The organism is Pseudomonas sp. CYM-20-01 (assembly GCF_023169845.1).
In the GTDB taxonomy this organism is placed as follows: domain Bacteria; phylum Pseudomonadota; class Gammaproteobacteria; order Pseudomonadales; family Pseudomonadaceae; genus Aquipseudomonas; species Aquipseudomonas azotoformans.
In genome coordinates this window covers 225,245-248,122 of the sequence record NZ_AP025169.1, presented here as the reverse complement: position 1 = coordinate 248,122, position 22,878 = coordinate 225,245, and the positions used below count along the sequence as shown (strand labels likewise).

Sequence of the window (22,878 nt, the reverse complement as noted above, 5' to 3'; positions counted from 1 at the left end):
TGCCGATAGATCATGAAGCGCAAGAACATTCTTTTCATCATGGCCGATCAAATGGCCGCGCCGATGCTGCCGTTCTACGGACCTTCCCCGATCAAATTGCCCAACCTGAGCCGCCTCGCCGAACAGGGTGTGGTGTTCGATGCCGCGTACTGCAACAGCCCGCTGTGCGCACCGTCGCGCTTCACCCTGGTCAGCGGCCAGTTGCCGAGCAAGATCGGCGCCTACGACAACGCCGCCGATTTCCCCGCCGATGTACCGACCTACGCCCACTACCTGCGCCGCCTCGGCTACCGCACCGCGCTGTCGGGCAAGATGCACTTCTGCGGCCCCGACCAACTGCACGGTTACGAAGAACGCCTGACCAGCGATATCTACCCCGCCGACTATGGCTGGGCGGTGAACTGGGACGAGCCGGACGTACGCCCCAGCTGGTACCACAATATGTCGTCGGTGCTGCAAGCCGGCCCGTGCGTGCGCACAAACCAGCTGGATTTCGACGAAGAGGTGGTCTTCAAGGCCCAGCAATACCTGTTCGACCATATCCGCGAAGACGGCGAACAACCGTTCTGCCTGACGGTGTCGATGACCCACCCGCACGACCCGTACACCATTCCCAAGCCGTTCTGGGACCTGTACGACGACGCTGATATCCCGTTGCCTACAACACCCGCGCAAAGCGATCTCGACCCCCACTCCCAGCGCCTGCTCAAGGTCTACGACCTGTGGGACAAGCCGCTGCCGGTGGATAAGATCCGCGATGCGCGCCGTGCCTACTTTGGCGCGTGCAGCTACATCGACAGCAATGTCGGCAAGCTCCTGCAGACCCTGGAAGACACCGGCTTGGCCGATGACACCATCATCATTTTCTCTGGCGACCACGGTGACATGCTCGGCGAGCGCGGGCTCTGGTACAAAATGCACTGGTTCGAAATGGCCGCCCGCGTACCGCTATTGATCAGCGCGCCGGGGCAATTCGCGGCGGGCCGCGTGACCCACGCCGTGTCCACCGCCGACCTGCTACCGACCCTGGTGGAACTGGCCGGCGGCGAGCTCGACCCACGCCTGCCGCTGGACGGCCGCTCGCTGGTACCGCACTTGCAAGGGCAGGGCGGGCACGACGAAGTGTTCGGCGAATACATGGCCGAAGGCACTATCAGCCCGCTGATGATGATTCGCCGAGGCGCCTACAAATTCATCTACAGCGAAGACGACCCTTGTCTACTGTTCGATGTGCACAACGACCCGCACGAGCGGGAGAACCTCAGCCAGTCACCGGAACACCGGCCACTGTTCGAGGCGTTTTTAACTGAGGCGCGGGCCAAATGGGACATCCCGGCGATCCACCAACAGGTGCTCGCCAGCCAACGCCGTCGTCGCCTGGTATTCGAGGCACTCACCCAGGGCAAGCTGAAGAGCTGGGATCACCAGCCACTGGTGGACGCCAGTCAGCAATACATGCGCAACCATATCGACCTCGACGACCTGGAGCGCAAGGCACGTTTTCCACAACCCTGCCAAAACCAATAAATACAGAGGGAAGGCCATGCAAAAGTTGACTGTGATGTTGAGCCTGTTGGTACTGACCAGCGCCAACGTGTACGCGGACGCCAGTTGTGAAACGGTAAAAATGGCCGACCCGGGCTGGAGCGATATCGCAGCCACCAACGCCATCACCGGTTTCCTGCTGACCGGCATGGGCTACAAACCGAAGGTGGACACCCTGGCGGTGCCGATCACCTTTGGCGGGCTCAAGGACGGCCAGGTGGATGTGTTCCTCGGCAACTGGATGCCGGCGCAGCAGGGCTTCTACGACAAGTTCGTGGCCAATGGCGATGTGGTGCAGTTGGCGAAAAACCTCGACGGCACCGAGTTCACCCTCGCCGTGCCGGACTATGTGTGGGACGCCGGGGTGCATGATTTTGCCGACCTGAACAAGTTTGCCGACAAGTTCGACAAGAAGATCTACGGCATCGGCTCCGGCGCGCCGGCGAATATCTCGTTGCAGGAAATCATCAAGAAGAACGACTTCGACCTGAGCCAGTGGAAGCTGGTCGAGTCCAGCGAACAGGCGATGCTGGCCGAAGTGTCGCGAGCGGTGAAGAAACAGAAATTCGTCACCTTCCTCGGCTGGACCCCACACCCGATGAACGTGCAGTTGAAAATGCGCTACCTCAAGGGTGGCGAGAAATACTTTGGTGACACTGGCAGCGTGTATACCTTGACCCGCAAGGGTTACGCACAGGCCTGCCCGAACGTAGGAAAACTGCTGACCAACCTGAGTTTTACCCAGGAGATGGAGAACGGCATCATGGCCGAGGTGGCCAACAACAAAGTCAGCAATGCCGATGCGGCGAAGGCGTGGATCAAGGCCAATCCGGCGGTATTGGATAAGTGGCTGGAGGGTGTAAAAACACTGGACGGCAAAGACGCACTCCCTGCAGTTAAAGCCAGACTCTGAGGCCTGATGCAATTCAAATGTGGGAGGGGGCTTGCCCCCTCCCACAGGAACCGATGTGTACTGATATTCTGTGCCAAACCTCTAAACCGAGTCTGCGATGCCCCGGCCCAACCGCCAATCACTGTTCCCCTTCCTCGCCTGGCTCCCGCGCCAGACCCGCGCCAGCGTCGGTCGGGATGCAATCGTCGGCCTCAGCGGCGCAGTCCTCGCCCTGCCACAGTCAATTGCCTACGCGCTGATCGCTGGTCTCCCACCCGAATACGGCCTGTACGCCGCGATCATCCCGGTACTGATCGCTTGCCTCTGGGGCTCGTCCTGGCACTTGATCTGCGGGCCCACGGCGGCGATTTCCATTGTGCTGTACGCCAGCGTCAGTCCATTGGCCGTGCCGGGGTCACAGGACTACATCACCCTGATCCTGCTGCTGACCTTCCTCGCCGGCGTTTTCCAGTGGCTGTTGGGCATGTTGCGCTTCGGCGCGTTGGTGAACTTTGTCTCCCACTCGGTGGTGCTCGGCTTCACCCTGGGCGCCGCCGTGGTGATCGCCCTCGGCCAGTTGCCCAACCTGTTGGGGCTGGATCTGCCAAGCCAGGCCACCGCCATCAATAGCCTGTTGGCGCTGATCCATCACAGCGGCGAATGGGACCATGCGTCCCTCCTGCTAGGGCTTGGCACGTTGCTGGTCGGCGCGCTGCTCAAATACCTGGTGCCTCGCTGGCCAACGCTGTTGATTGCGCTGGCACTGGGCAGCCTGGTGGCGTGGCTGTGGCCGGCGATGTTCGGGCACGTAGCGCTGGTCAGTTCGTTTGTCGGCAAACTGCCGCCGTTCAGCCCGCTGCCGATGGACCTGGACCTGCTCCTGCGCCTGCTGCCGAGTGCCGTGGCGGTGGGCATGCTCGGGTTGGTAACCAGCCTGTCGATTGCCCGCTCGTTGTCGGCGCGCTCACAGCAATTGCTCGACGCCAACCAGGAAGTCCGTGCGCAGGGTCTATCCAATATCGCGGGCGGATTTTTCTCCGGCTACTTGTCCGCCGGTTCGTTCACCCGCTCCGGCCTCAGCTACGAGGCGGGCGCGTGCTCGCCGTTGGCCGGGGTGTTTTCCGCGTTGTGGGTGGCATTGTTCGCGTTATTTGGCGCAGCGCTGATCGCCCACATTCCGATCCCGAGCATGGCCGCGAGCATCCTGCTGATCAGTTGGGGGCTGGTGGACCGTCGCGGTATTCGGGCGTTGTTTCGCGTCAGTCGCGCCGAGTTTGTGGTGATGAGCCTGACCTGTGTGGCCACCTTGCTGCTGGAACTGCAAACGGCGATTTATGCCGGGGTGCTGGCGTCGCTGTTTTTCTACCTCAAGCGCACCTCCCAGCCACGGGTACAACAGTGGCGAGACGGCGATGAGGATGTACTGCGGGTGGGCGGCTCGATCTTTTTCGGGGCCAGCCATTACCTGCAAGTGCGCCTGCAAAGTCTGCAGGGCGAGCGCGTGGTGATCGAGGCGCAGCAGATCAACTTTATCGACTATTCAGGGGTGGAGATGCTGCACCAGGAGGCTCGGCGCTTGCGTGGGTTAGGGCGCAGTTTGACGCTGCGCCGGGCCAGACCGCAGGTGGTGGAAGAGTTGAGAAAGCTGGAAGGGGCCGACAATTGCCCCATCCAGTTCCAAGACTGAAAACGATCAACAATGTGGGAGGGGGCAAGCCCCCTCCCACATTTGGATCCGTGTCAGATCAACTGGCGGCGAAGTTCAGCCAATACAGGCGCCGAATCCGGGCGCACGCCGCGCCACAGGAAGAAGGCTTCCGCCGCCTGTTCCACCAGCATGCCCAGGCCATCCATCGCCACGGATGCACCTTGCTCAGTCGCCCAACGGCAGAACGCGGTCGGCTCCTTGGCGTACATCATGTCGTAGCAAAAGGTCTTGCCTGGCTCGATCAGGCTGCCCGCAATCGGCGGTACATCGCCTGACAGGCTGGCGGACGTGGCGTTGATGATCACGTCCACCGGCTCACGCAGCCAGTCGAAACCGCTGGCGGATACCGGGCCGAGGTCGTCGAACAGCTCGGCGAGCAGTTCGGCCTTTTCCACGGTGCGGTTGGCGATGATCAGCGAGGCGGGTTGCTCAGCCAGCAACGGTTCCAACGCGCCACGCACCGCGCCACCCGCGCCCAGCAGCAGGATACGTTTGCCTTGCAGGCTCAACCCGGCGTTGACGATAAGGTCGCGAACCAGGCCGGCGCCATCGGTGTTGTCGCCCAACAGGCTGCCGTCTGCCAGCTTGCTCAAGGTGTTCACCGCGCCGGCGCGTTGGGCACGTTCGGTGAGGGTGTCGGCCAGTCGGTAGGCGTCCTCTTTGAACGGTACCGTGACGTTGGCGCCACGGCCCTGCCGAAAGAACTCACGGGCACAGCCGGTAAAATCCTCCAACGGCGCCAGCAAGGTGCTGTAGTCCAGTTGCTCGCCGGTCTGCTCGGCGAACATGCGGTGGATCAGCGGCGACTTGCTGTGGCCGATGGGGTTGCCGAACACGACATAGCGGTCCATCACACAACCGCCTTGGGCGCGGCAAGGCCCAGCCAGTCACGGTCTTGCAGGAAGTAGTCAGTGAGGCGTGCTTCTTCGCTGCCGGCCTCGGCCTTCCAGTCGTAGCTCCAGCGCACTTGCGGCGGCAGCGACATCAGGATCGACTCGGTACGCCCGCCCGATTGCAGGCCGAACAAGGTGCCACGGTCGTAGACCAGGTTGAATTCAACGTAGCGGCCCCGGCGGAATTCCTGGAATTCGCGCTGTTGCTCGGTGTAGGCAATGGCCTTGCGGCGCTGCACGATCGGCAGGTAGGCGTCGATGTAGGCATCACCGATGGCACGGATGAAGGCGAAGCAGGTGTCGAAGTCCCACTCGTTCAGGTCATCGAAAAACAGGCCGCCGATACCACGCGGTTCATTGCGGTGCTTGATGTGGAAGTAAGTGTCGCACCACGCTTTGTAGCGCGAATACACCTCAGGACCGAACGGCGCGCAGGCCTGCTCGGCCACGCGGTGCCAGTGGATGCAGTCTTCTTCGTTGCCGTAGTAAGGCGTGAGGTCGAAGCCACCGCCGAACCACCACACCGGCTCTTCGCCTTCTTTCTCTGCGATGAAAAAGCGCACGTTGGCGTGGGAAGTCGGCACATGAGGGTTATGCGGGTGGATCACCAGCGACACACCCAGGGCCTCGAAACCGCGACCGGCCAGCTCAGGCCGATGCGCGCTGGCAGACGGTGGCAGGCCGCTGCCAAAGACGTGGGAAAAGTTAACGCCGCCTTTTTCGATGACAGAACCGTTTGCAATCACACGGGTGCGACCGCCGCCGCCGGCAGGCCGGGTCCAGGCGTCTTCGATAAAGCGAGTGTCCGTCTCGAAGGTTTCCAGGGCGCTGCAAATACGGTCTTGCAGGTCAAGCAGGTAGGCCTTTACAGCCTCGGTGCGGGTAGTCATGGCATCACCTTGAATCGGGCAAAGCTACGCGAGGCCATTGGGCGTCGGCGGCAAATGGGCGCACAGGATACCACCGCACCCACGTACGTCGCAGTTGACGAAGATCAAGCTTAGGAGTCCGATAGGGGGCTACGCGATTCGACCTTAAGGAGAAGTGCAGATGGCCAAACGTATCCAGTTCAGCGCCCATGGCGGCCCCGAAGTGCTTGAGTATGTGGACTACACGCCGGCCGAGCCTGGCCCACAACAGGTTCGCGTGCGCAACGAGGCGATCGGCCTGAACTTCATCGACACCTATTTCCGCAGCGGCCTGTACGCGCCGCCGGCCTTGCCATCGGGGCTGGGCGCGGAAGGCGCCGGTGTGGTCGATGCCATCGGCAGTGAAGTCACCCAATTCAAGGTCGGCGACCGCGTGGCCTACGGCAGTGGCCCGCTGGGCGCCTACAGCCAACTGCATGTGTTGCCCGCCGCCAACCTGGTGCACCTGCCGGACGACATCAGCTTCGAACAGGCCGCCGGCGCCATGCTCAAGGGCCTGACCGTGCAGTATCTGCTGCGCCAGACCTATGAACTCAAAGGCGGTGAAACCATCCTGTTCCACGCCGCAGCCGGTGGTGTGGGCTCCCTGGCGTGCCAGTGGGCCAAGGCTTTGGGCGTGAAGCTGATCGGTACGGTGAGCTCGCCGGAAAAGGCCGCCCTGGCCAAATCCCTCGGCGCCTGGGAAACCATCGACTACAGCAAGGAAAACGTCGCACAGCGTGTGCTGGAATTGACCGACGGCAAAAAGGTACCGGTGGTGTATGACGGTGTTGGCAAGGACACCTGGCTGACCTCGCTGGACAGCGTGGCGCCCCGTGGGTTGGTGGTGAGCTTCGGCAATGCGTCGGGCGCGGTGGATGGGGTGAACCTGGGGATCCTGTCAGCCAAGGGCTCGCTGTATGTCACCCGGCCGACCCTGGCGACCTATGCCAACAACCCGCAGAACCTGCAGGCGATGGCCGATGACCTGTTCTCGATGATCAAGAGCGGCAAGGTGCGCATTGATATCAACCAGCGGTACTCGCTGGCAGAAGCGGCCAAGGCGCAGACCGAGTTATCGGCACGCCGCACGACGGGGTCGACCATTCTGCTGCCTTAAGCAGCCCTGTGGCCTTCCTTCAGGAAGGCCGCACAACCTCGCCGGTCACCAGGTCACGAATCAGGCTGGGGTTTTTGCGCCCACCCAGGGCGCCGCCCAACACCAGGTCCACCTGGCCACGGAAGTATTGCTCCACGCGTATCCGCGTACGTGCAGCCGGGCGACCCTGAGGGTTGGCCGAGGTGGAAATCAACGGCCCCACCAGCGAGCACAAGTCCCGCACCAGTGGATGGTCAGTCACCCGCAGCGCCACCGTGTCATGCACACCCGTCACCCATCCCGGCAGCAAGTCCTGATGGGGCACCAGCCAGGTATTCGGCCCGGGCCAGGTGGCGGCCATGCGGTCGATCCAATCCTGTGGGAAGTCTTCGAAGAGAAAGTCGAACTGACGGATGCTGTCCGCCACCAGGATCAGGCCCTTGTCCACCGAGCGATTCTTGATGGCGAGCAAGCGGTCTACTGCTTCTTCGTTCCACGGGTCGCAGCCCAGGCCCCAAACCGCTTCGGTTGGGTAGGCAATCACCGCGCCTGCGCGAATTTCTCGTGCGGTTTCCAGCACACGCCACCGGTTGACCATTATTCACTCTCCAGACTAAAGCTCTGCGCAGTTTACCGATCTTCGTTACAAAACCTAGCAGCGCGCAAGCCAGCGCCCGCTTTCGCAGATAACCTGGCCCTCAAGCTCCAGCTCCGTAAGCGTCGCCAACACCTGGGACAACGGCCGCCCGCTGGCAATCGCCAGCGCTTCACTGGTGTGCGGCGCCGCATGCAGCAGTGCCACCAGCGGATGGGTCACCGGCATCGGCGCCGGACGGGACAGCGCCTGCCAGCCGCGCAAGCCTTCAAGAATGTGCTCGATGGTTTCCACCAACACCGCACCATCGCGGATCAACTGATGGCAACCCTTGGCGCCGGGATGATGGATGGAGCCCGGAATCGCGTACACCTCGCGTCCCTGCTCGGCCGCCAGTTTTGCGGTGATCAGCGAGCCGCTGGCCATGCTGGCTTCCACCACCAATACGCCAAGGGACAGACCACTGATGATGCGGTTACGCCTGGGGAAGTTGCCGGCCTGGGGTGGAGCGTCCAGCGGAAACTCGGAAACCACCGCGCTGCCTTGGTCAATCATCGCCGCCGCCAGCCGTCGGTGGCGCTGTGGATAAAAATTTTCGAGCCCGGTGCCGAGGACGCCGATTGTCTGGCCGCCCACGTCCAATGCGGCTTGATGGGCGGCGCCGTCAATACCCAAGGCCAGGCCACTGGTGATGACAAAACCCGCGCTCGCCAAGCTACGGGAAAACGCAGCTGCGGTGTCCATGCCAGGACGGGATGCACGTCGGCTGCCCACCATCGCCAGTTGCGGTTTTTCCAGGATCAGAGGGTCACCAGCGACGAATAACAGCGGCGGTGCGTCGTCAATCTGGGCGAGCAGTGCGGGGTACTCCGGCTGGTCCCACATCAGCAAATGCTGGGCCGGGCAAGCCAGCCAGGCCAATGCCGCACTGGCGCCCTCGCGGATTTCATGGCTGCGCCGGGCATCGGCGCTGATGGCCGGCAACCCCAGCGAACGCCAGGCACTGGCGGGGGCACTGATGGCCTTTGACGCAGAGCCGAACGCTTCGATCAATAAGCGAAAACGCTTGGGGCCCAGTTCCGGCAGCCTGTGCAAGCGTAGTCGGGCTTCCAGTTCTGACGGGGATACTTCATGACTGTTTATCGGATTCATTTGATCATCCTTGACCGGAACAAGCTGTGGATAACTCTGTTGGTAACTTATTTAGCAACCTATTCATTGTGTTTGATGCGCAGTCTCGAAACGGTCCATCACTGCCAGGGGTCGCGAGGCATTGAGGATCAGGCCGTAACTGAGCTTTTCGTAGGTGCGAAATACCAGCAGGGTGCCGGCGCGTTCATCGGGGAGTCGGGTCGGCGTGCCGGTGAGGCTGTCGCGCACGGTCGCGCCAGCCTTGATCACGCTGAGCAGTTGACCTTCGACCAGGCCGTCACGGCGGCCTTTGTTCAGGATGACAGCATCGAGTACGCCGATTTGGGTGACACCCTTGGGGACATCGATGATGTGCCCGTCGATGAAGGGTGCCGCTGAAATGACCTCAAGGGTGGCCGGATCGACAGGAGATTGCGCGCGTAGCAGGCGGTCACCCGGGCGCACCTCCTGGGTCACTCGCTGCACGGCCAGGGTGGTGAGGTCGCCAGCCGTGACGAAACGGGCCGTGCCGATATCGTCGGCGTTGATGCCCAGTAGTTCTTGGGTCTGCGGATCGGTGTAGGCCTTGCCGCGTCGGAATATTCCGTAATGGGGTTGGGAAGGGTCCAGGTTGCCCCTGGCATGCACCCGCTCACCGTTGGCCCCCAGCACTCGACCTGCATCAGCGGCAACAATGTACGGCGCGCTGTCCAGGTCCTGTGGCGAATCAAGAATGCGGTTGTGCAGTAAAAAGCGCTGGATGGCCTGTTGTGTCGATTGATCCAGGCGCTGGACGGGCTGGGGCAGCAGGGCCATGGCGAACGGGGCCCACAGCAGCAAGACGAGTAGCGATTTCCTCATGGGGTGAATCTCCTTTATTATGTGCGTTCGCGTGAAATGCCAGGGCCTTCGCGGCTTCGGGGCGTTTCACACCGGCTGTCTGGGTCCATCCCAACGCCGATTTGCCTTTACCTCACATGTGCAGCAATTACGCTTATGGCTATTTTAAACATCCTCGAATTTCCCGACTCGCGCCTGCGCACGATCGCCAAGCCGGTGGCCGTAGTGGACGACAAGGTTCGTCAGTTGGTCGATGACATGTTTGAAACAATGTATGAAGCCCCGGGCATCGGCCTCGCCGCGACCCAGATCAACGTGCATCAGCGCGTCGTGGTCATGGACCTGTCGGAGGATCGCAGCGAACCGAGGGTGTACATCAACCCAGAGTTCGAACCACTGACCGACGAGATGGGTGAGTACCAGGAAGGCTGCCTGTCGGTACCCGAGTTCTACGAGAACGTCGAGCGCCCGCTGCGCGTGAAGATCAAGGCCCTGGACCGTGACGGCAAGCCGTTCGAGCTGATCGCCGAAGGCCTGCTGGCGGTGTGCATCCAGCACGAATGCGACCACCTCAACGGCAAGCTGTTTGTCGATTACCTGTCCACGCTCAAGCGCGACCGGATCAAGAAGAAGCTGGAAAAAAAGCATCGCCAGCAAGCTTGATGCCCTTCTTCCAAAGGCTTGCTGCGGCAAGCCTTTTTCTTTTGTGACTGCTTTTAACCGAGACCTCCCATGACCGAGCCACTGCGCATTGTTTTTGCCGGCACTCCAGAATTTGCCGCCGAACACCTCAAGGCCCTGCTTGCCAGCCCTTATGACATCGTCGCGGTGTACACCCAGCCGGATCGCCCGGCCGGTCGCGGGCAAAAACTGATGCCAAGCCCGGTCAAGCAACTGGCGCTGGAGCACAACATCCCCGTGCTGCAACCGCCAACCCTGCGCAACGCCGACGCCCAGGCGGAACTGGCGGCGCTGAAGCCGGACCTGTTGGTGGTCGTGGCCTACGGCTTGATCCTGCCGCAAGGGGTACTGGATATCTCGCGCCTGGGCTGCATCAACAGCCATGCCTCGCTGCTGCCACGCTGGCGCGGTGCGGCGCCGATCCAGCGCGCGGTGGAAGCCGGCGACAGCGAAAGCGGCGTGACCGTGATGCTCATGGAGGCGGGCTTGGACACCGGCCCGATGCTGCTCAAGGTCACCACCCCGATCACCGGCGAAGACACCGGCGGCAGCCTGCACGACCGCCTCGCCGAGCTGGGCCCGCCCGCCGTGATCGAGGCCATCGCCGGCCTGGCCGCCGGCACCCTGGCAGGCGAAGTCCAAGACGACAGCCTGGCCACCTACGCCCACAAGCTGAACAAAGACGAAGCCCGCGTCGACTGGAGCCGCCCAGCCGTGGAGCTGGAACGTCTGGTACGCGCCTTCAACCCTTGGCCGGTCTGCCACAGCACCCTCAATGGCGAAGCCGTGAAAGTGTTGGCCGCTAAACTCGTCGAGGGCAAAGGCGCTCCCGGCGAGATCATCGGCGCCAGCAAGGACGGCCTGCTGGTCGCCTGCGGCGAGCAGGCGCTGTGCCTGACCCGTCTGCAATTGCCCGGTGGCAAAGCGCTTAATTTCAGCGATTTGTTCAACAGCCGTCGTGAGAAATTTGCTGTAGGCACCCTCCTCGGGACAGCCCAATGAACCCACGTCTAGCCGCCGCCAAGGCTCTCGCCGCCGTCCTCAACGGCAAGGCGTCGCTGAACAGTTCGTTGCCGACCCAGTTGGACAAGGTCGAAGACCGCGATCGCGGGTTCACCCAGGACCTGGCCTTTGGCACCGCCCGCTGGCAGCCACGCTTGTCCGCACTGGCAGCCAAGTTGCTGCAAAAGCCGTTCAAGGCCGCCGATGCAGATGTGGAAGCGCTGCTGCTGGTGGGCCTCTATCAGTTGCTCTACACCCGTGTACCCGCCCACGCCGCGATAGGCGAGACAGTCGGTTGCGCCGACAAACTGAAAAAGCCGTGGGCCAAGGCCCTGCTCAACGCTGTGCTGCGCCGCGCCCAGCGCGAAAGCGAAGCGCTGCTGGCCGAGCTGGAACATGACCCGGTGGTGCGCACCGCCCACCCGCGCTGGCTGCAAAAATCCCTGAAGGCGTTCTGGCCCGAACAGTGGGAAGCCATCTGCGCGGCGAACAATGCGCACCCGCCGATGATCCTGCGGGTCAACCGCCGCCACCACAGCCGTGATGCCTACCTGAAATTGCTCACCGACGCCGGCTTCAACGCCACACCGTGCGTATACAGCATCGACGGCATCGTACTGGAAGCGGCCACCGATGTGCGCAGCCTGCCAGGCTTTGCCGAAGGCTGGATCAGCGTGCAGGATGAGGCGGCGCAACTGGCGGCCGACCTGCTCGACCTGGCGCCGGGCCAACGCGTACTCGACGCCTGCTGCGCGCCGGGCGGCAAGACCTGTCACATACTGGAAGTCGAAAAAGACCTGGCCGGTGTCGTCGCTGTCGACCTCGAAGCCAAACGCCTGGTGCGCGTACGGGAAAACCTTGCCCGCCTGGGCCTCAACGCCGAGCTGATCGCCGCCGATGGCCGTGACACCGCCACCTGGTGGGATGGCAAACCGTTCCAGCGCATCCTGCTCGACGCACCGTGCTCCGCCACCGGCGTGATCCGTCGCCATCCGGACATCAAGCTCACCCGCCAAACCGATGACATCGCCGCCCTGGCCGTGCTGCAGGGCGAGCTGCTCGACGCGATGTGGCCGACCCTCGAAGTCGGCGGCATCCTGCTCTATGCCACCTGCTCCACCTTGCCGACGGAAAACACCGAGGTGATCGAAGCCTTCCTCGCCCGCACCAGCGGTGCACGGGAGCTGGACCTCGCCACCACGGCCGGCATCAAGCAGCCCCACGGCCGCCAGTTGCTCGCGCAAGAAGGCGGACACGATGGCTTCTACTACGCCAAACTGATCAAGATCGCCGCCGCGCGCGGCTGAATGGTTTTAAGGGAGTGACCGGATGAAAATCATCATCCTTGGGGCAGGGCAGGTTGGCGGTACGTTGGCCGAACATTTGGCCAGCGAAGCCAACGACATCACCGTGGTCGACACCGATGCCGAACGCCTGCGCAACCTTGGCGACCGCCTCGACATTCGTACCGTGCAAGGCCGCGCGTCGTTCCCGACCGTACTGCGCCAGGCCGGCGCCGACGACGCCGACATGCTGGTGGCCGTGACCAACAGCGACGAAACCAACATGGTCGCCTGCCAGGTCGCCCACACCCTGTTCCACACCCCGACCAAGATCGCCCGCGTACGCGAAGCGGCCTACCTGACCCGTGCCGGGCTGTTCGACAACGACGCGATTCCCGTCGACGTACTGATCAGCCCGGAACAGGTAGTGACCCACTACATCAAGCGCCTGATCGAAATTCCAGGCGCCCTGCAAGTGATCGACTTCGCCAGCGGCAAGGCGCAACTGGTCGCGGTAAAGGCCTATTACGGCGGCCCGCTGGTGGGCCAGCAACTGCGCCAGCTGCGCGAGCACATGCCGAATGTGGAAACCCGCGTCGCAGCGATTTTTCGGCGTGACCGGCCGATCCTGCCCCAGGGCGATACGGTGATCGAGGCCGACGACGAAGTGTTTTTCATCGCCGCCAAGGCGAATATTCGCGCGGTCATGAGCGAAATGCGCCGTCTCGATGAGACCTACAAGCGCATCGTCATCGCCGGCGGTGGGCAGATCGGCGAGCGTCTGGCCGAAGCCATCGAAAGTCGCTACCAGGTGAAGATCATCGAGATGAGCCCGGCACGTTGCCGGCATTTGTCCGACACCCTGGACAGCACCGTCGTACTTCAAGGCAGCGCCTCGGACCGCGACCTGCTGATGGAAGAAAACATCGCCGACGCCGACATCTTCCTGGCGCTGACCAACGATGACGAAGCCAACATCATGTCGTCGCTGCTGGCCAAGCGGCTGGGGGCTAAGAAGGTGATGACCATCATCAACAACCCGGCCTACGTGGACCTGATCCAGGGCGGCGATATTGACATCGCCATCAGCCCGCAACTGGCGACCATCGGCACCTTGCTCGCCCACGTGCGCCGTGGCGATATCGTCAGCGTGCACTCCCTGCGCCGGGGCGCGGCGGAAGCCATCGAGGCGATTGCCCACGGTGACTCGAAGTCGAGCAAGGTGATCGGCAAGGCCATCCGCGATATCGGCTTGCCGCCGGGCACCACCATTGGCGCGATCATCCGTGACGAAGAGGTGATCATCGCCCATGACGATACGGTGATCGCCACGGGTGACCATGTGATTCTGTTCCTGGTGGACAAGAAACATATTCGCGATGTGGAGAAGTTGTTCCACGTGGGGTTGAGTTTTTTCTGATCGAACGGAGTGGCCCGACATGCTCGAATCCCTGGAAAAAATGCTCGCCAAGGGCGTGGATAACTCACTGCTGCGCTTTGGTTTGGGCAAGGGCTATCTGGATCTGAAGGACAACGCCAAGGCGGCGGAGCATTTGAGCAAGTGCGTCGAGTTCGACCCGAAGTATTCGGCGGCGTGGAAGTTGTTGGGCAAGGCGCAGTTGGGGCTGGAAGATCGTGCAGCGGCGCGGCTGGCGTGGGAGAAGGGCATCGAAGCGGCGCTTGCTCACGGCGATAAGCAGGCCGAGAAAGAGATGACCGTGTTCCTGAAAAAACTCGACCGCCAAGCCTGAGCGCAATTCAAATGTGGGAGGGGGCTTGCCCCCGATGGCAGTGTGTCAGTCGATACCTATTTGACTGAGCAACCGCTCTCGGGGGCAAGCCCCCTCCCACATTGGTTTTGCGTTGATCTTGAATCAGTACCAGCGCTCTTCACCCGGTGGGCGTTTCTTGAAGCGCTTCATGCTCCACATATACTGGCTCGGGTAGGCACCGACGTAACGTTCCACCACCTTGCTCATCGCCGCGCAGGACGTGGCGGTATCGGTGCTATACATGTCTTCCGGCGCCGCTTCCAAAATCACCTTGTAGCCTGAACCGTCCGGCAGCCGCAGCGCATGCAGGAACACGCCCACCGCCTTGTGGCCGGCGAGCATGTTCGGCACGAACTTGCTGGTGAGCGCCTGGGTGGCGAAGAACGGCACGAAGATCCCGGCGGATTCGGCCGGCTCCGGGTCGGCAGGGATTCCGACCTGGCCACCTTTGCGCACTTCCTTGATCACGCTGAGGATGCCTTCCTTGGTCGAAGCCGCCACGCGGTTGCCCAGTTGCACGCGCTGCTTGCGCAGCAGTTCATCCACCGCCTTGAGTTTGGGTGGGCGGTAGAAAATGATCGGCTTGCACTGGCTGCAATAGAAATGGTTGAGCACTTCCCAGTTACCCAGGTGGCTGGTGATACCGACCACGCCTTTGCCCGAGGCCAGGGCTTCGTGCAGCACTTCCAGGCCTTCGACTTCGCGCACCAGGTCGATGGAGCGCTGGGCCGGCCAGATCCAGGCGCAGGCGCTTTCGGTCAGGGACTTGCCGATGTCCATCAGGCTCTGGCCGACCAGCCGTTCACGGGCGGCCGGATCCATGTCCGGGAAGCACTTGGAGAGGTTGATCCGCACCGTGTCGCGGGAGCGGTTGGGGGTTTTCCACATGATCCAGCCGATGGCCGTGCCAACCGCCTGGACAGCGCGCCAGGGCAGCAGCGCAAACAACCGCAGAGCGCCTACCAGCAAGGCGCCTTTAAACTTTTCCACAGGTCACTCCTGATCGTGTGTGGTGCGCAAAGCGCGCATTCTAACCGGCGTTGACCAAGTCCGCGTAACGGTCGCAGTCCTGAGTGTGGTCCATGACCATGCCCGAGGCCTGCATGAAGGCGTAGCAAATGGTCGGCCCGACGAAGGTGAAACCGGCTTTTTTCAAGGCTTTGCTCATGGCTTCGGCCTCGGCCGTGATCGCCGGGACTTCGCTGCGGTCCTTGAAGTGATTGACCTTGGGTTTGCCGCCGACGAATGACCAGAGCAAACCCACCGGGTCCTCCAGCGCCAGCCAGGCTGCGGCATTGCGTCGGGTGGCATTGAGTTTCAGGCGATTACGCACGATGCCCGGATCGAGCATCAGCGCATCGATCTCGGCGTCGCTCAGTTGGGCCAACCGCTGCGCATCAAACCCGAACAAGACCTTCCGATAATGCTCGCGTTTGCGTAAAACGGTGATCCAGGACAGGCCCGCCTGGAACCCTTCGAGCAAAAGCAACTCGAACAAACCCTGCGCATCGCGCAGCGGCGTTCCCCACTCCTGATCGTGATAAGCCATGTACAGCGGATCTTCAGAACACCAAAAGCAGCGTGGCATAAGGCTCCAGGGAGTGGTGGCGGGGCCGAATCGGGTATACTCCCGCTCTTTAAATCGCAGCCCAAGTAACAGGTGAATTTCGTGAGCCAGCCTACGCCAGCCGTGCGTACCTTCCAAGACTTGATCCTCGCCCTCCAGCAATACTGGGCCGAGCAAGGTTGTGTGGTACTTCAGCCCTACGATATGGAAGTAGGCGCCGGCACTTTCCACACCGCTACATTCCTGCGGGCCATCGGCCCGGAAACCTGGAACGCCGCTTATGTGCAGCCCAGTCGTCGCCCGACTGACGGCCGCTACGGCGAAAACCCGAACCGTCTGCAGCACTACTACCAGTTCCAGGTGGTATTGAAGCCGAACCCGGACAACTTCCAGGAACTCTACCTGGGCTCGCTCAAGCATGTGGGCCTGGACCCATTGGTCCACGACATCCGTTTCGTCGAAGACAACTGGGAATCGCCGACCCTGGGTGCCTGGGGCCTGGGCTGGGAAGTCTGGCTCAACGGCATGGAAGTGACGCAGTTCACTTACTTCCAGCAGGCCGGTGGTATCGAGTGCTACCCGGTGACCGGCGAAATCACCTACGGTCTAGAGCGCCTGGCCATGTACCTGCAGGGCGTGGACTCGGTCTACGACCTTGTGTGGGCTGACGGCCCGTTCGGCAAGGTCACCTACGGCGATGTGTTCCACCAGAACGAAGTGGAGCAGTCCACCTACAACTTCGAACACGCCAACGTCGACAAGCTGTTCGAACTGTTCGACTTCTATGAAAGCGAAGCCAAGCGCCTGATCGAACTCGACCAGCCGCTGCCGTTGCCGAGCTATGAAATGGTGTTGAAGGCGTCCCATACCTTCAACCTGCTGGACGCGCGCCGTGCCATCTCGGTAACCGCGCGCCAGCAATACATCCTGCGTGTACGCACCCTGGCGCGTTCCGTCGCCCAAGCCTACCTGCTGGCTCGCGCCAAGCTGGGCTTCCCGATGGCAACCCCGGACCTGCGTGATGAAGTGTTGGCTAAGCTGGAGGCTGCACAATGAGTGCTCAAGATTTCCTGGTTGAACTGGGCACCGAAGAGCTGCCACCCAAGGCACTGAACACCCTGGCCGATGCGTTCATGGCCGGTATCGAAAAGGGCCTGCAAACCGCCGGCCTGAAGTTCGCCGCGAAAAAAGTCTACGCTGCGCCACGCCGCCTGGCCGTGTTGCTGACCGCACTGGAAACCCAGCAGCCGGACCGCAGCATCAACCTTGACGGCCCACCGCGCCAGGCCGCGTTCGACGCCGAAGGCAACCCGACCCAGGCTGCCCTGGGTTTCGCCAAGAAGTGTGGCGTGGAACTGAGTGAGATCGACCAGAGCGGGCCGAAACTGCGGTTCAGCCAGGTCATCACCGGCAAGCCGACCGCCAGCCTGCTGCCGACCATCGTTGAAGATTCGCTGAACGACCTGCCGATCCCCAAGCGCATGCGCTGGGGTGCACGCAAGGAAGAATTCGTACGTCCGACCCAATGGCTGGTGATGCTGCTCGGTGACCAGGTCATCGACTGCACCATCCTCGCCCAGAAGGCCGGCCGTGATTCCCGTGGCCACCGCTTCCACCATCCAGAAGCCGTGCGCATCACTTCGCCGGCCAACTACCTCAACGACCTGCGCGCGGCCTATGTGCTGGCGGATGCCAACGAACGTCGCGAGCTGATCAGCAAGCGCACTGAGGAATTGGCCCGCTTGCAGGAAGGCACTGCCATCGTGCCGCCAAGCCTGCTCGACGAAGTGACCGCGCTGGTTGAATGGCCGGTGCCGCTGGTGTGCTCGTTCGAAGAGCGTTTCCTCGACGTGCCGCAGGAAGCCCTGATCACCACCATGCAGGACAACCAGAAGTACTTCTGCCTGCTGGACGTGGACGGCAAGTTGCTGCCGCGCTTCATCACCGTGGCCAACATCGAGAGCAAGGACCCCCAGCAGATCATCGCTGGTAACGAGAAAGTCGTACGCCCGCGCCTGACCGACGCCGAGTTCTTCTTCAAGCAAGACAAGAAGCAGAAGCTGGAAGACTTCAACCTGCGCCTGCAGAACGTGGTGTTCCAGGAAAAACTCGGCAGCGTGTACGACAAGGCCGTGCGGGTTTCCAAGCTGGCCGCCTACATTGCACCACGCATTGGTGGTGATTCCGCCTGGGCTGCACGTGCAGGCCTGCTGTCCAAGTGCGACCTGGCCACCGAAATGGTCGGCGAGTTCCCGGAGATGCAAGGCGTTGCCGGTTACTACTACGCCCTCAACGACGGCGAGCCAGACGACGTGGCCCTGGCCCTGAACGAGCAGTACATGCCACGCGGTGCCGGCGCTGAACTGCCGACCACCCTGACCGGTGCAGCCGTGGCGATCGCCGACAAGCTGGACACCCTGGTGGGTATCTTCGGTATCGGCATGTTGCCAACCGGCAGCAAAGACCCGTATGCCCTGCGCCGTGCGGCCTTGGGCGTGCTGCGTATCCTGATCGACAAAAAGCTGGACCTCGACCTGACCCAGGCCGTGGTGTTTGCCGTCGGCCAGTTCGGTGCCAAGGTCAAGCAGGCCGGCCTGGCCGAGCAAGTGCTGGAGTTTGTGTTCGACCGCCTGCGCGCGCGTTACGAAGACGAAGGCGTGGACGTGTCGGTGTACCTGTCGGTACGTGCCCTGCAGCCGGGTTCGGCGCTGGACTTCGATCAGCGCGTACAAGCCGTGCAGGCCTTCCGCAAGCTGCCGGAAGCCGATGCCCTGGCCGCTGTGAACAAGCGTGTGTCGAACCTGCTGAGCAAGGCCGAAGGCCTGGGCAACGCTGATGTCGACCCTGGCCTGTTTGCCGATGCCAAGGAGTTCTCGCTGAACTCGGCCATCGCCAAGGCCGAAAACGCGGTGAAGCCGCTGATCGCCGAGCGCAACTACGCCGAAGCATTGGCGCGCCTGGCCACCTTGCGTGAGCCGGTGGATGCGTTTTTCGAAGCCGTGATGATCAATGCCGACGATGCCGGCGTGCGGAAAAACCGCTACGCCATGCTGGCGCGCCTGCGCGGCTTGTTCGTCAATATCGCTGACATTTCGATGCTGAGCTGACCATGGTGAAACTGCTGATTCTCGATCGGGACGGGGTGATCAACTACGACTCCGACGCTTACATCAAGTCGGTGGCGGAATGGATTCCACTGCCCGGCTCCATCGAGGCCATCGCGCAGTTGAGCAAAGCCGGCTGGGCGGTGGCCATCGCCACCAACCAGTCCGGCATCGCTCGCGGGTACTACGACATCGCCACCTTGGACGCCATGCACGCACGCCTGCGCGCATTGGTGGCCGAGCAGGGCGGTGAGGTGGGGCTGGTGGTGTACTGCCCCCACGGGCCAGATGAGGGCTGCGATTGCCGCAAACCCAAGCCTGGCATGTTGAAAACCATTGCAGAACATTACAAGGTGCCCTTGGCTGGGCTATGGTTCGTCGGGGACAGTCTCGGTGACCTGGAGGCGGCCAAAGCCGTCGACTCTCAGCCAGTTTTGGTTAAGACCGGGAAAGGCGAAAAGACCCAGGCGAAAAACCTGCCGGTAGGCACCTTGATTTTTGACGATCTGGCGGCCGTTGCCGCAGAACTTATCAACAACTAGCCGCCCTCGACTTCCTGACCAAGGACTGTTCGGGAGTGCGCTTTTAACAGGCGGGCATTGTCCCGCAACGGTAAATGCCGCCATGTCGATTTTGCAGGCCATCAGAACCTTCTTCTTTTACCTGCTGTTGGGCACCAGTTCGTTTCTCTGGTGCACCCTGAGCTTTTTTATTGCGCCCTTTTTGCCATTCAAGGCGCGCTATCGCTTTATCAACGTCTACTGGTGCCGCTGCGCGTTGTGGCTGACCAAGGTGTTTCTGAATATTCGTTTCGAGATCAAGGGTGCAGAAAACGTCCCGGACCAGCCTTGCGTGATTCTGTCGAACCACCAGAGCACCTGGGAGACGTTCTTCCTCTCGGCGTACTTCTCGCCGTTGAGCCAGGTGCTCAAGCGTGAGTTGCTGTACGTGCCGTTCTTTGGCTGGGCCATGGCCATGTTGCGTCCGATCGCCATCGACCGCGACAACCCCAAGGCAGCGCTCAAGCACGTGGCAAAGAAGGGCGATGAACTGCTCAAGGATAACGTTTGGGTACTGATTTTCCCGGAAGGGACTCGCGTGCCCTACGGCACCGTAGGCAAGTTCTCACGCGGGGGTACGGCTTTGGCGGTCAACGCCAACCTGCCCGTGCTGCCGATTGCCCATAACGCCGGCAAGTTCTGGCCAAAGACCGGCTGGGCCAAGCGCGAAGGCACCATCACCGTGGTGATTGGCGAACCGATGTACGCAGAAGGTGAAGGCCCACGTGCCATTGCCGCGCTGAATGACCGCGCCCAGGCGTGGAATGAAGCGCAGCAACGGGCCATGGGTTCGCTGCCGCCAGAGCCTGTTGTGGTCGACACTCCGGTGATCTGAGCATCTGTGGATAACCTGTGTACGGTTTGTTGGCGAATTGCGCTTTTTGAATCATAACAAGCTGATTTTATTGCATATTTCTCAAGCCCATAAAATCAAGAAAAAGGTGCATAAGTTTTTTCTGCATAAAAAAACCGGTCCTTGCGACCGGTTTTTTATTCACAACACTAAAGTACGTTTTTTCAGTCTTCCAGCAGGGGTAATTGCACGCTGAATGTGGTGCCTTTGCCTACCACGCTTTCGCAGCTGATGCGCCCACCATGGCGCTCTACCACAGCCTTGACCATCGTCAGGCCCAACCCCAATCCTTCACTGCCCTGTGCCGATTCAAAGCGCCGGTATTGGCTGAACAGCTCCGGCAAGTCCTCTGCTGCAATCCCCGGCCCCTGGTCACTGATACGGCATTCCAACCAACCTTGTGCACTGCTGTGTCTCAACCTGACAGTGGTGCCCGAGGGCGAATACTTGATGGCATTCTCCAGCACGTTGAACAACGCCCGAGTGAGCAGCGACTGGTCAGCGGAGACCATGCCCTCGTCAGCTTCATCCAGGTCGTGAACCAGGTGGATCCCCTTGAGCTGGGCAATCAACGCCACCTGATCGAATGCATCCATCACCAACATGGCAAACAGCGTCGGCTGGAACTGGTAACCGTCAGCTTCGGCTTTCGCCAGTTGCACGAAAGATTCAGTGAGGCCCAAGGCACGGCGAACCTGCTGTTCGATCTGGGCGAATACCGGGGACTCGTCGTTATGCACATCCAGCAGCGCAAGGATCGCCGAGTGCGGCGCACGCAGGTCGTGGGAAAGGAAGCGCAACATGGTTTCGCGGTGTTGTTGCGCTTCGCGCTCCTTGCTCAAATCAGTGAGGCTCAACAGCCAGCCCAGTGCAACATCACCCTCGGCCGGCAGCAAGGGCGCCAATTCCATGCGCAGGCTGCGTTGGTGGATGTCGCGGAACTCGACCAGTTCCAGCGCCGAAAGGGCAGGGCGCACGCCATTGTGCAGCGGCGGGTAGCCCAGGTCGGCCAATTGCTCCAGCAGGTTTTCGGTGACCAGGTCATTGCCGAACACTTCGCGGGCAATGCGGTTGGCCAGCAGGATGTTGCCCTTGGGGTCGGTGATCAGCGTCGCCACCGGCAGGCACTCCAACCCATCTGCCATGAAGCGCCGTGTATCGCGCGTGCGGCTTACGGCCTGCTCCAGGGCAAAGATCCGCGCCTGCAGCACGTCGCCTTTGCTGGCGGGCGCACGGCGGCGTTCGGGCAGGACCTTGGGTTCGTTATCCAGGCGCGCCAGTTCCCAGCCGAAGTAGGCGAGGATCACGCTCAGGCGACGCCAGTTCCAGATCAGGTAGCTAAGCAGCAAACCAATCAGGCATGCGGCGGGCGACCACCAGTGGCCAAGGCGCAACAAGGCCCAGGCGCCAAGTAACGCAGCAGCCATACAGCCCAGGGTCATCCACAGCGCATAGCGCGGGCGGTAGAGCAGCAGGCCCAGCAACAACGCCACCAGAGAAGTCGCCATCAGCGCCGCGAGCCAGCCCGGCAGGTCGACGATGCTGCGGCCTTGGAGGAAGCCGTTGAGCACGTTGGCCTGGATTTCCACCCCTGCCGTTGTACCGACCGTGGAGGAGAGGGGGGTGACGAACCGATCCCCCATCCCGGAAGCCGTCGAACCCACCAGGATCAAGCGGCCTCTTAGCTGCTCGGGAGGAACCTCACCACGCAATACGCTGACGTAGGACACGCTGGGGAAATGGGTATGGGGGGCGATAAACGGGATACGGATGGCGTGCTCGCGGTGCCAGTGTTGTGAAGTCGCCTGCTGCGGCTCGCCCGGCATGTCCGATAGCTCCCCGCTCATCTCATAGGCCAGCCAGGCCAGTTGCGGTGCCGTCGTGTCGGGAGGTCCTTCGCGCAGATACAGGCTGCGAACCACGCCGTCGCTGTCCGCTTCGACATTGATGTGGCCCACGCCCTTGGCGCATCTATGCAGCGCCAGCATCTGCCCACCGGGCTGGCTATAACTAGCAGTGCCCTCACGTACCAGCGGCAGTAAAACGTTGCCGGCATTGCATACCGCTTCGGCCAGGCGTTTGTCATTGGCGGGGTCGCCGGGCTCACTGAAGATCACATCGAAGAGGATACCCGCCGGTTGCCCAGCGCTGAGGCGGTCGATCAGGTCGGCGTGCAAGCTGCGTGGCCAGGGCCATTGGCCGAGCTTTTTCAGGCTGGCGTCATCAATGGTCACCAGCAGGATGCGCGGGTCTACAGGCAGCGGGGTAAGGCGCCGAAGGCTGTCGTACAGCGGATTATTCAACGCCAGGCCGGGGCTCAACGACAGATAGACGGTAACAGGCAGCAATAGCAACCCGATCCACAACCACTCGCGCACCAGGCCATGAAACAGGCGCTGGGCATGGGTGGGCTGGCGTTTCTCGGTCTTGCCCCAGAGCTTCATA

At 61.8% G+C, this 22,878-nt stretch carries 21 protein-coding genes; 13 read left to right on the top strand and 8 right to left on the bottom strand.

Going from position 1 to position 22,878, the window contains the following annotated elements; translation table 11 throughout:
- Positions 1-12 precede the first annotated feature (12 nt).
- From betC to M2497_RS01075, 3 genes are all read left to right on the top strand, one after another.
- Entirely contained in the window at positions 13-1,527 is a 1,515-nt protein-coding gene (gene betC, locus M2497_RS01085; RefSeq protein ID WP_248485520.1) for a choline-sulfatase, read from the top strand.
- 16 nt (positions 1,528-1,543) lie between these two features.
- Positions 1,544-2,458 carry a choline ABC transporter substrate-binding protein gene (gene choX, locus M2497_RS01080; RefSeq protein WP_248485518.1) on the top strand — a complete coding sequence of 305 codons (915 nt, stop codon included), beginning with the start codon at positions 1,544-1,546 and terminating at the stop codon, positions 2,456-2,458.
- A gap of 97 nt (positions 2,459-2,555) precedes the next feature.
- A complete protein-coding gene (locus M2497_RS01075; RefSeq protein WP_248485516.1) occupies positions 2,556-4,124 on the top strand; it encodes a SulP family inorganic anion transporter in 1,569 nt (522 codons plus the stop codon).
- Positions 4,125-4,177: 53 nt separating this feature from the next.
- On the opposite strand, the gene aroE is transcribed toward M2497_RS01075, so the two are convergent.
- Together aroE and hemF are read right to left on the bottom strand one after the other, a co-directional pair.
- Positions 4,178-4,996, bottom strand: coding sequence for a shikimate dehydrogenase (gene aroE, locus M2497_RS01070; RefSeq protein ID WP_248485514.1), 819 nt, complete (start codon positions 4,994-4,996; stop codon positions 4,178-4,180).
- Positions 4,996-5,928, bottom strand: coding sequence for an oxygen-dependent coproporphyrinogen oxidase (gene hemF / locus M2497_RS01065; protein WP_248485513.1), 933 nt, complete (start codon positions 5,926-5,928; stop codon positions 4,996-4,998). The genes aroE and hemF overlap by 1 nt, the downstream gene beginning before the upstream one ends.
- A gap of 160 nt (positions 5,929-6,088) precedes the next feature.
- On the opposite strand from hemF, the gene M2497_RS01060 reads away from it, so the two are divergent.
- Entirely contained in the window at positions 6,089-7,066 is a 978-nt protein-coding gene (locus M2497_RS01060; protein ID WP_058424384.1) for a quinone oxidoreductase, read from the top strand.
- Positions 7,067-7,085: 19 nt separating this feature from the next.
- Here M2497_RS01060 and M2497_RS01055 read toward each other — a convergent pair whose 3' ends face one another.
- From M2497_RS01055 to M2497_RS01045, 3 genes are all read right to left on the bottom strand, one after another.
- Positions 7,086-7,643: an L-threonylcarbamoyladenylate synthase gene (locus M2497_RS01055; RefSeq protein ID WP_248485512.1), complete on the bottom strand. Its 558-nt coding sequence runs from the start codon at positions 7,641-7,643 to the stop codon at positions 7,086-7,088.
- A gap of 54 nt (positions 7,644-7,697) precedes the next feature.
- Entirely contained in the window at positions 7,698-8,792 is a 1,095-nt protein-coding gene (gene dprA, locus M2497_RS01050; protein WP_248485511.1) for a DNA-processing protein DprA, read from the bottom strand.
- A gap of 63 nt (positions 8,793-8,855) precedes the next feature.
- On the bottom strand, positions 8,856-9,632 hold the full coding sequence (locus M2497_RS01045; RefSeq protein WP_248485510.1) for a peptidoglycan-binding protein: 777 nt from the start codon (positions 9,630-9,632) through the stop codon (positions 8,856-8,858).
- A 135-nt stretch (positions 9,633-9,767) separates the two neighbouring features.
- On the opposite strand from M2497_RS01045, the gene def reads away from it, so the two are divergent.
- From def to M2497_RS01020, 5 genes are all read left to right on the top strand, one after another.
- A complete protein-coding gene (gene def / locus M2497_RS01040) occupies positions 9,768-10,274 on the top strand; it encodes a peptide deformylase (protein ID WP_248485509.1) in 507 nt (168 codons plus the stop codon).
- 69 nt (positions 10,275-10,343) lie between these two features.
- Positions 10,344-11,294, top strand: coding sequence for a methionyl-tRNA formyltransferase (gene fmt, locus M2497_RS01035; RefSeq protein ID WP_248485508.1), 951 nt, complete (start codon positions 10,344-10,346; stop codon positions 11,292-11,294).
- Positions 11,291-12,601 carry a 16S rRNA (cytosine(967)-C(5))-methyltransferase RsmB gene (gene rsmB / locus M2497_RS01030; protein WP_248485506.1) on the top strand — a complete coding sequence of 437 codons (1,311 nt, stop codon included), beginning with the start codon at positions 11,291-11,293 and terminating at the stop codon, positions 12,599-12,601. Before fmt ends, rsmB begins: the two co-directional genes overlap by 4 nt.
- A 22-nt stretch (positions 12,602-12,623) precedes the next feature.
- Positions 12,624-13,997 carry a Trk system potassium transporter TrkA gene (gene trkA, locus M2497_RS01025; RefSeq protein ID WP_248485504.1) on the top strand — a complete coding sequence of 458 codons (1,374 nt, stop codon included), beginning with the start codon at positions 12,624-12,626 and terminating at the stop codon, positions 13,995-13,997.
- Positions 13,998-14,016: 19 nt separating this feature from the next.
- The gene (locus M2497_RS01020; RefSeq protein WP_248485502.1) at positions 14,017-14,328 is read left to right on the top strand and encodes a hypothetical protein; all 312 of its coding nucleotides are present in this window, start codon (positions 14,017-14,019) and stop codon (positions 14,326-14,328) included.
- Positions 14,329-14,451: 123 nt separating this feature from the next.
- On the opposite strand, the gene M2497_RS01015 is transcribed toward M2497_RS01020, so the two are convergent.
- Both M2497_RS01015 and tag read right to left on the bottom strand, forming a co-directional pair.
- Positions 14,452-15,339, bottom strand: a complete 888-nt coding sequence (locus tag M2497_RS01015; protein WP_071490897.1) for a lysophospholipid acyltransferase — start codon at positions 15,337-15,339, stop codon at positions 14,452-14,454.
- A gap of 40 nt (positions 15,340-15,379) precedes the next feature.
- A complete protein-coding gene (gene tag, locus M2497_RS01010; RefSeq protein ID WP_248485500.1) occupies positions 15,380-15,937 on the bottom strand; it encodes a DNA-3-methyladenine glycosylase I in 558 nt (185 codons plus the stop codon).
- Positions 15,938-16,018: 81 nt separating this feature from the next.
- On the opposite strand from tag, the gene glyQ reads away from it, so the two are divergent.
- The 4 genes from glyQ to M2497_RS00990 all read left to right on the top strand — a co-directional run bounded on the left by glyQ (position 16,019) and on the right by M2497_RS00990 (position 20,415).
- Positions 16,019-16,972 carry a glycine--tRNA ligase subunit alpha gene (gene glyQ, locus M2497_RS01005; RefSeq protein WP_003187265.1) on the top strand — a complete coding sequence of 318 codons (954 nt, stop codon included), beginning with the start codon at positions 16,019-16,021 and terminating at the stop codon, positions 16,970-16,972.
- Positions 16,969-19,023 carry a glycine--tRNA ligase subunit beta gene (gene glyS, locus M2497_RS01000; protein ID WP_248485498.1) on the top strand — a complete coding sequence of 685 codons (2,055 nt, stop codon included), beginning with the start codon at positions 16,969-16,971 and terminating at the stop codon, positions 19,021-19,023. The genes glyQ and glyS overlap by 4 nt, the downstream gene beginning before the upstream one ends.
- Positions 19,024-19,025: 2 nt before the next feature.
- Positions 19,026-19,562: a D-glycero-beta-D-manno-heptose 1,7-bisphosphate 7-phosphatase gene (gene gmhB, locus M2497_RS00995; RefSeq protein ID WP_248485496.1), complete on the top strand. Its 537-nt coding sequence runs from the start codon at positions 19,026-19,028 to the stop codon at positions 19,560-19,562.
- A gap of 82 nt (positions 19,563-19,644) precedes the next feature.
- Positions 19,645-20,415, top strand: a complete 771-nt coding sequence (locus M2497_RS00990) for a lysophospholipid acyltransferase family protein (protein WP_058424373.1) — start codon at positions 19,645-19,647, stop codon at positions 20,413-20,415.
- Positions 20,416-20,597: 182 nt separating this feature from the next.
- Here M2497_RS00990 and M2497_RS00985 read toward each other — a convergent pair whose 3' ends face one another.
- Positions 20,598-22,877 (bottom strand): CHASE2 and HATPase_c domain-containing protein, encoded by a 2,280-nt coding sequence (locus tag M2497_RS00985; RefSeq protein ID WP_248485494.1) that lies wholly within the window; start codon positions 22,875-22,877, stop codon positions 20,598-20,600.
- Position 22,878 lies beyond the last annotated feature (1 nt).